13 protein-coding genes are annotated in these 12,373 nt (G+C 61.4%); 9 read left to right on the top strand and 4 right to left on the bottom strand.

What is annotated here, in order from left to right; all coding sequences use genetic code 11:
- Positions 1-92 precede the first annotated feature (92 nt).
- The 4 genes from F568_RS0117595 to F568_RS0117580 form a co-directional block, all read right to left on the bottom strand.
- On the bottom strand, positions 93-1,748 hold the full coding sequence (locus F568_RS0117595; protein WP_019020083.1) for a multidrug ABC transporter permease/ATP-binding protein: 1,656 nt from the start codon (positions 1,746-1,748) through the stop codon (positions 93-95).
- 106 nt (positions 1,749-1,854) lie between these two features.
- Positions 1,855-2,772 (bottom strand): 5-oxoprolinase subunit C family protein, encoded by a 918-nt coding sequence (locus F568_RS0117590; protein ID WP_019020082.1) that lies wholly within the window; start codon positions 2,770-2,772, stop codon positions 1,855-1,857.
- Positions 2,769-3,473 carry a 5-oxoprolinase subunit B family protein gene (locus tag F568_RS0117585; RefSeq protein WP_019020081.1) on the bottom strand — a complete coding sequence of 235 codons (705 nt, stop codon included), beginning with the start codon at positions 3,471-3,473 and terminating at the stop codon, positions 2,769-2,771. The genes F568_RS0117590 and F568_RS0117585 overlap by 4 nt, the downstream gene beginning before the upstream one ends.
- Positions 3,470-4,222 (bottom strand): 5-oxoprolinase subunit PxpA, encoded by a 753-nt coding sequence (locus tag F568_RS0117580; protein ID WP_019020080.1) that lies wholly within the window; start codon positions 4,220-4,222, stop codon positions 3,470-3,472. The genes F568_RS0117585 and F568_RS0117580 overlap by 4 nt, the downstream gene beginning before the upstream one ends.
- Positions 4,223-4,438: 216 nt before the next feature.
- Between F568_RS0117580 and F568_RS0117575 the strand changes: the two genes are divergently transcribed.
- The 9 genes from F568_RS0117575 (at position 4,439) to F568_RS0117535 (ending at position 12,297) form a co-directional block, all read left to right on the top strand.
- Positions 4,439-4,876: a VOC family protein gene (locus F568_RS0117575; RefSeq protein WP_019020079.1), complete on the top strand. Its 438-nt coding sequence runs from the start codon at positions 4,439-4,441 to the stop codon at positions 4,874-4,876.
- Positions 4,877-4,919: 43 nt separating this feature from the next.
- Complete coding sequence (locus tag F568_RS0117570) at positions 4,920-5,867, top strand: LysR family transcriptional regulator (protein WP_019020078.1); 948 nt, start codon at positions 4,920-4,922, stop codon at positions 5,865-5,867.
- A gap of 75 nt (positions 5,868-5,942) precedes the next feature.
- Complete coding sequence (locus tag F568_RS0117565) at positions 5,943-6,938, top strand: TRAP transporter substrate-binding protein (protein ID WP_019020077.1); 996 nt, start codon at positions 5,943-5,945, stop codon at positions 6,936-6,938.
- Positions 6,939-7,044: 106 nt separating this feature from the next.
- Positions 7,045-7,608 (top strand): TRAP transporter small permease, encoded by a 564-nt coding sequence (locus F568_RS0117560; protein ID WP_019020076.1) that lies wholly within the window; start codon positions 7,045-7,047, stop codon positions 7,606-7,608.
- 40 nt (positions 7,609-7,648) lie between these two features.
- Complete coding sequence (locus tag F568_RS0117555) at positions 7,649-8,950, top strand: TRAP transporter large permease (protein WP_019020075.1); 1,302 nt, start codon at positions 7,649-7,651, stop codon at positions 8,948-8,950.
- Between the two features lie 143 nt (positions 8,951-9,093).
- Complete coding sequence (locus F568_RS23135) at positions 9,094-9,519, top strand: gamma-glutamylcyclotransferase family protein (protein WP_019020074.1); 426 nt, start codon at positions 9,094-9,096, stop codon at positions 9,517-9,519.
- A gap of 153 nt (positions 9,520-9,672) precedes the next feature.
- Positions 9,673-10,551 (top strand): AEC family transporter, encoded by an 879-nt coding sequence (locus F568_RS0117545; protein WP_019020073.1) that lies wholly within the window; start codon positions 9,673-9,675, stop codon positions 10,549-10,551.
- A gap of 55 nt (positions 10,552-10,606) precedes the next feature.
- The gene (locus F568_RS0117540) at positions 10,607-10,843 is read left to right on the top strand and encodes a hypothetical protein (RefSeq protein ID WP_019020072.1); all 237 of its coding nucleotides are present in this window, start codon (positions 10,607-10,609) and stop codon (positions 10,841-10,843) included.
- A complete protein-coding gene (locus F568_RS0117535) occupies positions 10,843-12,297 on the top strand; it encodes an FAD-dependent oxidoreductase (RefSeq protein ID WP_019020071.1) in 1,455 nt (484 codons plus the stop codon). The genes F568_RS0117540 and F568_RS0117535 overlap by 1 nt, the downstream gene beginning before the upstream one ends.
- The last annotated feature ends 76 nt before the right edge of the window (positions 12,298-12,373 follow it).

Below are 12,373 nucleotides of genomic sequence, written 5' to 3'. Positions count from 1 at the left end.
CGGGTAAAATCTAACGCATAGGATAAGGATTTTTATTTGCATCCACAACGGAACTTAATTACCGAGGCGCACCATACTGGTCAGACCACTCTCTATCCGATACGGGTCACGGCATCCCGACTCGCCAGCTCGCGCTGCTCTCCGGCCAGCTCGTTCAATTGCCCATCGCGCATTTCGAGTAACCGATCGGCCTGTTCGAAATAACTATCGTCATGACTGATGGCGAAAACGGTGGTGCCGACTTCGCGCAGCTTGGGTAGCAGCTCATGATAGAAAACGCGTCGGAACACTGGGTCCTGATCGGCCGCCCACTCGTCGAGCAGCAGGAAATCGCGCTGCTCACAGATAGCCACCAACAATGCGAGGCGCTTGCGCTGGCCTTGCGAGAGCTGCGTGGAGGCGACCTGCTGATCGATGAAATCCAGCTTGTGACGCATTGCCAAACGATCCAACCAGGCATCGATCAGCTCCGGATCGGCCTTGCCGCCAATCGGCCCCATCAGTTGATCGAAAAGATGGAAGTCGGTGAAGACACTGGAAAAGCGTTGGCGATAGCGCTCCCAGCTCCCCGCCTCGATCGGCTGTCCATCGACGAGGATCTCGCCGCTCGCCGGACGGTAGAGACCGGTCAGCAATCTGGCCAACGTCGATTTGCCGCTGCCGTTACCGCCGATCAGGAAAATCTGCTCACCTCGTGTAATGGTGAGGTTGACCGGGCCCACGGCAAAACCGGCTCGCGTCTCCTGGTCTGGGTAGCAATAGGTGACATTGCGCAACTCCAAAGTCTGCCAGTCTGTTCCCGGCTCCGCTGCGCCGAACCCCGATCGGTACTCCGCCAGATCCAGCGCAGCGAGCTTGTCGAAGGCCACCTGGGCACTGAGTAGCGTTGGCAGCGCGCCGACCGCCTGAATCAATGGTGTACGCAGGAAAAGGATCGCCAGTGAGTAAGTTGCCGCTACGGTGGTGTCGGCCCAGCCCAGGCCGTTAGCCATGAAAAAGACCACGCCAATGGCGCCAAGCATCATGATATTTGACCAGTTGTTGGCGCTCAGGTGATAGGTATCGGCGCGAATGATGTGGTGACGATAGTCTCGCGCATTCGCCTCGTAGCTACCCTCGTACAGTTTCCGGGCGCGATGGCGGTTGAGTGCCAGCTCCTTGCGTCCATCGATTACCGATTCGTAGTCCCGGTAGAGCCGGTCTTCGGCATCGCGTACCAGATGAAAGTGACGATAGACTCGCGACACGAGCCACCAGCCCACTGCCATGGTGACCGTGATCCATACCGCCGTAACGACGAGCATCGATGGTGAGAGTGAGAAGAGATAGGCCACCGAGGCCAGGGTCAGGATGATGCCCTGTACCAGCTCAGGCAGGCGCACAAAGGCGATGGTGACATTGCGAATGTCGCTCGACAGGCTGGCCAGCAAGTGAGCGCTTCCTAGCTGCTCGATACGCTCGATGTCGGTATCCAGGATACGCTTGATCAACCGGCCGCGCAGACGGTAGACGAACCGGTGCCCCAGCGTCGTCAGGGCCAGTTGCGAGGCAAGCGATACAGCCAGCAGCAGGATCAGCAACGCAATGAACTGCGGCAGCTCGTTCAAGGCGTTGCCTTCAGCAACGATCAGGCGCTGGTTGATGAAGGCGATAACGCCTATCCCCAGCCCGGCACTGGCCATGCTCAACGCCATGACACCGATGAAGGGCCAGCGGTAGTCGCGAAAGACGACGCGCAGCAATTCCATAAGGTTTTCCGAGTCGTGATGGCAGGCGCCCACCTTTGTGGAAAACCGCCGCTGCGTCAACGACTCGTTAGTATCTTCAATGTCATGCCACGTACTGCATGCCGCCTTACTGCCAACGCTGCCACTGAGCCAAGTAGGCTTGCCTGGCCTGACTGGGTGTCACCGGCACCAGGCGCAGCGATTCGCCCGGTGCGCATTGGGCGAGCCGAGCGCAGGCTAGCGGGGTCAGGGCGCCAAGACGCGGGTAGCCACCGACGGTCTGTCGATCATTGAGCAATATGATTGGCTGGCCATCGGAGGGCACCTGGACGGCCCCCAGCGGAATACCCTCCGACACCATGCTGCCAAGCTGACAGCGCAGCTCGGGGCCACGCAGCCGGATCCCCATGCGATCGGCGCGGGTGTCCACCTGCCATTCGCTATTGAAAGCCGCGTACAGGCTCGCCCCGGTGAAGTGGGCGATTTGTGCGCCAACCACCAGCCCCAGCTCGCTCGGTGCCTCGGGGGGCAACGTCAAGTCATCGGGCAGTTGCCTGGGCTTGGAGACTTCACCCGACCAGACGATCCGGTCGCCCGCCGCCAATGCCTTGCCGCACCCATCCAAGCCGCCAAGGCCCTCGCGCACCACACTGGATAGACTCCCCAGAACCGGCTCGGCCTGAACGCCTCCCGGCAGGGCCAGATAAGCGCGTAATCCCTTGGCAGGCTGGGTGAAAGCCAGCCGTTGACCGGGCGCCACCACGAAGCTGCCACTCGCGGGCAGTGACTTGCCATCGAGTGTCGCCCCCAGGTCGGCCCCGGCCAGTGCCAGCGTGGCCTGCGACTCGACACGCAGTACAAGCCCACCCACGGCGATTTCCACCCCCGCCGCTGTGGGCGAGTTGCCGAGTTGCCAGTTGGCCCAGCCCAGCGACACCCAGTCCAGCGCGCCGCCTTGGGTCACGCCCAGATGACGCACCCTGAAGCGCCCCATGTCCTCGATCAATGCCTGAGGCCCGGAGCGCTCGACGATCAATCCGCTCATCCGCGCTCCTCCAGCGGTGTGGGGTCGCCCCCCTGGTCGATGAAAGCCTCGCGGCCGATCGCCTCAAAGCGCACACGATCGCCAGGACGGAACAGGCTATAGCCTTCACGGTTTCTATCGAACAACGAGAGAGGGGTACGACCAAGGATGTTCCAGCCGCCCGGCGAACGCATTGGATAGATGGCGGTTTGGCGGTCGGCAATGCCTACACTGCCGGCTGCAACCTTCTGGCGGGGGGTCTTCAGGCGCGGTGTGGCCAGCGCTTCCTCGACCAGCCCCATGAAGCCATAGCCCGGCGCGAAGCCCAGCGCGAAGACGCAGTAGTCCCGGCCACAGTGGCGCGCAATGAGATCTTCGATGCCGATGCCCAGACGCTGGGCAATGCGCGGCAGCTCGGGGCCGACACTCTCGTCGTACCACACCGGGATCACATGGCGGCTGCCTTGTGCCTCCTGTGCCGGCTCCAGCCCGCTCAGTGCCTGGCGGGCCATCTCCCAGGCCTCGATGTGGGTCAGCCGCATCACGTCATAATGAACCAGCAAGGTGGTGTAGGACGGCACCAGATCGATCAGGGCGTCACCGAACGCATCACGCAGAGCGGCGTCGGCCGCCGTCAGCCACACCATGTGGCTTTCATCGATGGTATCGAACAGGCGTACGATGAAGCTGTCCATGCCTACCGTTTCGAGTCGCGGCGTCATGCCTGCTCCAGCGTCTGGAACGCTTCGCGAATGGCACGCACTGCCGCTACCGACTCGGCGTTATCACCATGTACGCAGAGGGTGTCGGAAACCAGAGTCAGCGAGGAGCCATCATTAGCCGTCAGCGGCTCACCCTTGGCCAACTTGACTGCCTGCTCGACGATCACCGCCTGGTCGTGGTGCACCGCACCCGGCTCCCGCCGTGAGACCAGTTGGCCGCGCGCGTCGTAGGCCCGGTCGGCAAAGGATTCGAACCACAGCGTGACGCCCATCTCGGCCGCCAATGCCTTCATCGGCTCGGGATCCGTCGTGGCCATGACCAGCAGCGGAAGTTGCGGGTCATAGGCGCACACGGCACGCATCACGCCGCGCAGCAATTCGAAATCGCGCGTCATGTCGTTGTATAGCGCACCGTGAGGCTTCACGTACGCGACCCGACCGCCTTCGGCACGGCAAATACCGTCCAGCGCCCCGATCTGATAGAGCAGCATGGCCTCGACCTCGGCAGGCGAACAAGCCATCGACCGGCGGCCGAAGCCCTGCAGGTCGGGGTAAGCGGGATGGGCGCCGATGCGCACGCCATGGAAGACAGCCAGCGCCACGGTGCGGCGCATGATGACCGGATCGGAAGCATGGAAGCCACAGGCGATATTGGCACAATCGACATAGGGCATGACCTCATCGTCGAGCCCCATCGCCCAGTTGCCGAAACTCTCGCCCATGTCGCAATTGAGTAGCGGGACAGGCATGCGATTTCCTCTCGTTATTGTCATTGGTTTGCAAAACTTGGCAGATTACCCACTTTAGGAATCGCCCCGATAACGGTCCAATCGTTTTTCGTGATGCTCGGTATAGATGCAACTTTTCATGCAGTGGCTTTTACGAAACCAGTTGACGCTGCCGCGAGCGTAGGGGAAGAATCCGAAGGCTATCATTTGACAAATTTTACAAAAGGAGGCCTTACCATGGCTGTCAGCGATCCCTTCCACCTGGCTATTCAGGTCCGTGATATCGACGAGGCGCGCCGTTTCTATGGCGACTTCATGGGCTGTCCAGAAGGCCGCTCCTCGGAGAGCTGGGTCGATTTCAACCTCTACGGCCATCAGTTTGTCTGCCACCTCAACCCGGCGCTCAAGGACAACCCGGTCTCCAGCCACAAGAACCCGGTCGACGGCCACGGCGTGCCCGTTCCCCATTTCGGCATCGTGCTGGAAATGGATGCCTGGGAAGCCCTGGCTGACAAGTTGCGCTCCCATGGCGTCGAGTTCGAGATCGAGCCTTATGTGCGCTTCAAGGGCGAGCCCGGCGAGCAGGCCACCATGTTCTTCTATGATCCCTCCGGCAATGCGCTGGAATTCAAGGCTTTCAAGGATCGCGAGACTCAGCTGTTCAAGAAAGCATGATCTTGATCACCAAGGCTGACAACGCCGCTTAGCGAGGCGCTGCATGTTCGATTTCAAGGAACTCGAAGCCTTCGTCTGGGTCGTCCGCCTGGGGTCGTTCCGCAAGGTCGCCGCCCGCCTGCACCTGACCCAGCCGTCGATTTCCGATCGTATCAACCGGCTGGAGGCGGCGGTCGGCGAATCGCTGCTTGAACGTACCGCGCGCCCGGTACAGCCCACCCTGCGGGGGCGTGAGTTCTTCGAACATGCCGAGCGCCTGCTGGCGGGCCGCGAGGAGGCGCTGCGGCTGTTCCAGAACGAAGAGGAGTTTTCCGGCACGCTGCGCCTGGGCATCATCGAGACCATCGCCCATAGTTGGTTTCCCGATTTCATGCGGCGCCTGGCCGAGCGTTATCCGCAGTTGACCATCGAGCTGACCGTGGACATCTCACCGCTGCTCCACCAGTGCCTGGCCGACAACGACTTTGACATGCTGTTCGCGATGGATGGGGTCGCGCCGGGGCTTTGCGTGGAACAAGTGCCCCTGGCGACCTACGAAATGGGCATGTTCGTCGCCCCGCAGCACATCGACACCCTACGTTGTAACGGCCCGCGCGCCCTGCCGTTCATCTCGTTCTCCCGCCAGGCCAGGCCCTATGGCGAACTGGTCGCCTATCTCGCCGAGCAAGGCTTCGACGACCCCAAGATCCATTGCGCCAGCACGTTGATGACCATCGCACGCATGAGTATCGAAGGCCTGGGTATCGGCGCCCTGCCGGTCTCTACCGTCGCCGATAGCGTAAAGAACGGCGAACTGGTGCAACTGGACCTGCCCACGCCACTGCCGGCCATGTATTACGACGCCATCTGGCGCACGGCCAGCTACCCCAGCTTCAGCCGCAGCGTGTCGCAACTCGCCCAGGAATGCGCGACCCGTTATATCCATGAACATGCCGACGATACTGCACTACCCAAGGTGAAAGCCTGGGCCGATACTGGAAATAAGAATTAACGATTTGACCTTGCGACACTGCGGCTTGAAGAATGAATGGAACTAGGCCATTCAATAACAACACGAGGTAACTCAATGACTACTCGTCTTTTCTCCCTGGCTGCGATGGCCGCCGCCGGCGCCATGTCCGCCTCCCTGCCGACGCTTGCCGCCGAGCAGTGGAACCTGGCCACCCCCTATGGCGACGCCAGCTTTCACACCCAGAACACCAAGCAGTTTGCCGAGGACGTTCGCCAGGCTACCGACGGCGAGCTCGATATCACCGTGCATAGTGGCGGTTCGCTGATCGGCCATGCCGAGATCAAGCCCTCGGTGCGCCGCGGCACGGTGCAGGCCGGTGAGGTATTTCTGTCCACCCTGTCCAACGAGTCACCGATCTATGAGGTAGACACGTTGCCGGGTCTGGCCAACAGCTACGAGGACGCCTATAGCCTGTGGCAGGCTTCCAAGCCGATCATTACCCAGATGTTCGCCAAGGAAGGGCTGATGCCGCTGTACTCCGTGCCGTGGCCCTCGCAGGGAATCTACACCGACTTCGAGCTGACCGACGCTTCACAGTTCCAGGGCCTGCGCGTACGTGCTCCCAACATCAATACCCAGCGCTTTGTCGAGAATCTTGGCGGCACCCCCACCGAGACCGAGGAATCCGACATTCCCACCGCGTTCAGCACCGGACGCGTCGACGCCATGATCACGTCGGTCTCGACCGGCAAGGCCATGTCGGCCTGGGATTACGTCTCCCACTTCAGCGATGCCAATTTGTGGTTCCCCAAGAACATCGTGTTCATCAACAAGCGTGCCTTTGATCGTCTCGACGAGGCCAGCCAGCAGGCGGTACTCGACGCTGCAGCTCAGGCCGAAAGCCGTGGCTGGCAGATGAGCCGTGACGACCGTGCCGCAAGCGCCAAAGCGCTCAAGGAGCACGACATGACCATCACCGAGCCTCAGGGGGAGCTGCAATCCCAGCTTCAGGCCGCCGGTGACAAGCTGTTCGAGAGCTGGCGTGAGCGTGCCGGCGAACAGGCCGAGCAACTGGTTTCTGACTACCGCAATCGTCAGGCAGCCCAGTAACGTCAGCCGGGCCGACACTGTCGGCCCGATCCGTCGTAGGCGCGACGCTTCCATTTAATGACCTCGCTTCGCGCCTCCGCCCTACCCGCTGCGTAGACGTATCGCCATGACCTTTCGACTTCGCAAACTTTATGACCTTGGCGCCTGGGGCGCTGCCGCCTGCATGCTGGTCATCTGCGCCCTGGTCACGCTGCAGGTATTGTTCCGCTGCCTGGATGGCCTATTGGTACTGTTCGGCACCAATCGGCTGGGCCTTGAGGTTTCGGGGGTCTCGGAGATCGCCGCCTATCTACTGGTCGGCGCTACCTTCCTGAGCCTGGCCTACACCTTCGTCCATCATGCGCATATCCGAGTGACACTGGTGATTTCGCGCCTGCCGTCCAGCGTCCGCGTGTGGGTCGAGAGTGCCTGCCTGAGCGTCGCCCTGGCATTGAGCCTTGTGCTGGGCTGGGAGCTGATCGGCCTGGTCCGCGAAAGTCTCGACTACGGCGACGTCTCCTCCGGCCTGCTTGCCATTCCGCTGTGGATACCGCAAACGGTACTGACAGCCGGCGTCGGCCTGCTATGCCTGGCGCTCCTCGAGGCACTGGCCGCCACGCTGCGCATTGCTATCACGACGCCGAGCCGCTACGTCGCGCCTGAACAGGATGAAGAGACCGGCGGCGAATGAGCCGAGGCCTTCACTAACGATACCCCTGGAGATCGCTCCCGTGCTGACCCTCAGTCTCGTCACGATCGCTGTCCTGGCACTGCTACTGGGCGGCGGCGTGTGGATCGCCTTCGCCCTGCTCGGCACCGGCTGGATCGCCCTGTCGATATTCTCGAGCTTCGAGCCCGGCCCGATCCTGGCCTCTGATTTCTGGGGCGCCAGCTACGGTTGGGAGCTCACCGCCTTGCCCATGTTCGTGTGGATGGGCGAAGTGCTGTTCCGCTCGGGCCTGGCCGACAACATGTTCCGTGCCCTGTCGCCATGGCTCAATCGCCTGCCGGGACGGCTGCTGCATTCCAACATCATCGGCAGCGGGCTGTTCGCCGCTGTGTGCGGCTCCTCGGCGGCGACCTGCGCTACCGTTGGCAAGATGACCCTGCCGGAGCTGGAGCGGCGCGGCTACGACCCCAACCTGGCCATCGGCACGCTGGCCAGCGCCTCGACGCTGGGCCTGCTGATTCCGCCATCGATTATGATGATCGTCTACGGCGTGGTCACCGAGCAGTCGATCTCGCGTTTATTTATCGCCGGTATCGGCCCCGGCCTGCTGTTGCTCGGCCTGTTCATGGCCTACCTGATCGGCTGGTCGCTACTGGTCGGCGAGCGCCAGGGCCGCGCCGGCAAGCGCGAACCAGCGACCTCGCTGCGCGAAAAGCTGGCCAGCAGTGTTCAGCTCATTCCGCTGCTGGTACTGATCGGCGGTATTCTCGGCAGCATCTATGGCGGATTCGCCTCGCCCACCGAAGCGGCCTCGGCCGGCGTCGTCCTGTCGATGCTGATCGCGCGCGCCAACGGCCATTTCAACAAGGCCATTTTCCTCGACTCGTTGTTCGCCGCCCTGCGCACCTCGTGCATGATCGCTTTCATCATTGCCGGGGCGTCGTTCCTGTCTTCGGCGATGGGCTTCACGCAACTTCCCATACAACTGGCCAACGCCATCGCCGAGATGGGCCTGTCGCCGACGGCGCTGTTGGTGATCCTGACCCTGTTCTTGCTGGTCCTGGGCTGTTTCCTTGACGGGATCTCGTTAATCCTGCTGGTGACATCGATCATCATGCCGCTGATCGAGGCTGCCGGCTTCGACCTGATCTGGTTTGGCATCTATCTGGTGATTGTCGTCGAGATGTCGCAGATCACGCCGCCAGTAGGTTTCAACCTGTTCGTCATTCAAGGCATGACCGGCAAGGACATTATCACCATCACACGAGCCACCTTGCCTTTCTTCCTGCTGATGGTCCTGGCTATCGTCCTGTTGCACCTGTTCCCGGGGATTGCGCTCTACCTGCCGCAGGCGATGAACTGATGCACTTAGTGCCGGTGCTTGTCGCCGCTTCGGCGACGAGTACCGGCCTCTCTCCTGCTCGTCGATTGCCGCCTCATCGATGCTAGACTACGGCGCTCGTCGATCGAGACCGCATCGTTCATTACATTGCAGGAGCCCGAGTCATGCCAACTCCCGCTCTCGCCATCCAGCGCACGCCGCTGGTGGCTGTCTATGGCACGCTAAAGCGTGGGCTGTGCAATCATCATTGGTTATCCGGCGCGGATTTCCTGGGATCGGACCAGCTCACCAGCGTGACGCTCTATGACCTGGGACCTTACCCGGGTGCCAAACCCGAGCCATCACAGGGCATCCAGGTGGAGGTCTTCCGTGTCGATACGCGCACCTTGGGTGAGCTCGACCGGCTTGAAGGCTATCGGGTGCGCGCACCGAAATCGGGCGACTATGATCGCCTGATTCACCACACCGCGTTCGGCCCGGCCTGGCTATATCTCTTCAACCACAGCGTGACCGGCTGTCCCGCAATCCGTGAAGGCGGCTGGCCGGTAACGTCCGGAACCGCCATATCGTCTGTTAGGGCATCCTTCTGACGGTTTGCGCCCCGCGACGTGCGCCCTGCGTCAATGGAGCGCCCTGCTTCACAGTGCAGGCGTTTATCCGTTAGCTGGCTTCTCAATTGCACGACAGGGTAGCAATTATAGACAATAGTCGAACCCTCTCTATCGATACACTAAGGACCGCCCATGTTCGCCGAACTCTTCGCCGTGATGGCTCCCGTCTTTTTCGGTGCCAGTCTCGGCTTTTTCTGGAAGCGGCTGGGCTACGACTATCCTGTTGATTTCATTACCCGCCTGGTCTTCAACATCGGCACACCCACGCTGATCCTGGCTGCATTGGGCAACGCCGAAATCGATGCGAGGAGTTTCGGCCAGACCATGCTGGGCACGCTTCTGGTACTGGGTCTCATGGCGGCGGGCAGCTTCGCGATCGCCAAACTGCTGCGCAAGGACTGGAAGGTCATCATCTCGCCAATGATGTATCCCAACACCGGCAACATGGGCCTGCCCGTTGTGCTCTACGCCTTCGGCAAGGCCGGCTTCGCCTACGCCATCACCATCATGGTCTCGGTGGCACTGGTGCAGTTCACCTTCGGGGCCATGCTCGCCAGCCGCAGTGGGCATCCCCTACGCACATTGCTCCGTACGCCTACCGTCTACGCCATCCTGATCGCCACGGGGCTGCTGCTCACCGGAACCACCCTGCCTCGCTGGCTGTCGAACACGGTCGACTTGCTTTCCGGATTCAGCGTACCGCTAATGCTGATCACGTTGGGGGTCTCGCTGGCCAGCATTCAGGTTCGCAGCCTCGCTTCGAGCCTGGAATTCAGCCTGCTGCGCATTCCCGCCGCGGCGTTGGCGGCTTTCGGCGTATCGCAGCTACTCGGCCTGCCACCACTGGCACAGAGCGTACTGATTCTGCAGATGAGCATGCCGGTGGCGGTCTATAACTACCTGTTTGCCCAACGTGCCCGGCGCGAGCCGGAATACGTTGCCGGGTTGGTGTTCTGCTCAACCCTGCTGTCGTTCCTGTATCTGCCGGCATTGCTGGCTCTCATGATGTGAAACAGTTACGCATCGGCTAGAGTGGGTTACAAACCATAACGAGGAAAATCCATCCATGCCCCCGCAGCAGCAAGCGTTGCCCTTCACCCTTCGGCAGTCCCTGTCACGCCGGCGCTTTCTGAACCGCCTGGGCTTGGGTAGCTTAGCCCTGACCGGTCCTTTCACGGCGAGCGCACATGCCATTCGACCGCTTGAGGCAGGCAGAAACGATAGTTTTGAAGCGCCTTTCACTTCTCAGGACAACACACCGAGAACGGTCAACGGCTGGCTGCTGCGCGAGAGCGACTTCTAATGCAAATCGCCTTTTCCGAACTCGGCACACACTCCGTGGACGTGTGCATCGTAGGCTGTGGCGCGGCCGGACTCTCCATGGCCCAGCGCCTGGCTCGTCAGGGGTATCGTGTCGCTCTTTGCGAGGGCGGCGATCATGAATACAGCGAGCGCTCACAGGAAATCTATCAAGGCGAGTCACTCGGTGACCCCTACATTCCGCTCGTCGGCGCACGGTTACGCTACTTCGGTGGCTCGACCAATCACTGGGGCGGTATCTGTCGCTCGCTGGATCCCTATGACTTCACCCCCAAGCCGGCAGCTCCCGAGACGACGGCCTGGCCGATCGGCCGTGAGGCACTGGAGCCTTACTATGCCGAGGCAGCGGATATACTGGGCGTCGTTCCTACGCCTCCGGATAGCAACATCTCCGGCTCGGGGCTCAAGCGGATCCATTTTTCGGCGCCACCACCGATACGCTTGAAGCCCAGATACACTGCCTTCGTTAAAGATGCCAAGACGCTGATCTACTGCCCCACCGCCAACCTGTTCAGACTGGAAACGTCACAAGGCCGGGTGACTCGCGCAGTCTTTCGCGACTATGCCGGCAATGAACGCAGCGTGACGGCCCACTACTACGTACTGGCATGTGGGGGTATCGAGAATTCGCGCCTGCTGCTGTGGTGCAACCGTCAGGCCCATGGCCAATTGGTCAAGCATGCTGAGACTCTGGGCCGCTACTGGATGGATCATCCCCACGCCACTATCGGGCGGGCGTTGTTTCTCGCCCCCGAACGATTTGGGCTCGATCTCGACCACACCGTCTTTCTCGCACCGACACCGGAGAGCATCGCCGAGCGGGGAATCCTAAACTGCGGCCTGCGCCTGCACCGTATGGGTGATGAGGATACCGAGCAGCTAATTGACGATCTGGCCTATGCGGCGCCGGCGCTCGGAAGAGAGCTCAAGGACAAGGCCTTCGGCAAGCGCTTGATGTGTGGCGCTCTGCTGCGTGCGGCCTGGGAACAGGAGCCGACCCCAGAAAGCCGTATCGAACTGGACACGGCAACGGACAAGCTGGGCATGCCTCGTGCCCGGCTGATCTGGCGCAAAACGCCCCTCGACGCCAAGACCGTACGCGACACGACGCTGCTGCTGGGAGAGGATTTGCGTGATCGCAACATTGGCCGCCTGCAGCTGGCTCCTTGGTTGGCCAACGAGGACATCGAGAACATCGAATTTCCCGCAGACGGCGAAATTGCCGGCCGGCATCACATGGGGGGCACGCGCATGAGCCTGACTCCCGATCAGGGTATCGTCGATCCCGACTGCAAGGTGTTCGGCCAAGAGAACTTCTTCATTGCCGGCTCCAGCGTGTTTCCCAGTGCTGGCCACGCCAATCCTACCCTGACGCTGACGCAGCTCGCCCTGCGCCTCAGCTCGCATTTGGAGAGACAGCTCGGACAACGGGTGTGAGTGTCTGTTGGCCTCGGCCTATGCGCAGTTGCCAGGCCATGCTCGAATGACGTTTCGATATCGCACGGAGTTTCTT

The organism is Modicisalibacter luteus DSM 23508, assembly GCF_000378505.1.
GTDB classification, from domain to species: domain Bacteria; phylum Pseudomonadota; class Gammaproteobacteria; order Pseudomonadales; family Halomonadaceae; genus Modicisalibacter; species Modicisalibacter luteus.
This window is presented reverse-complemented; position numbering and strand designations above follow the sequence as displayed.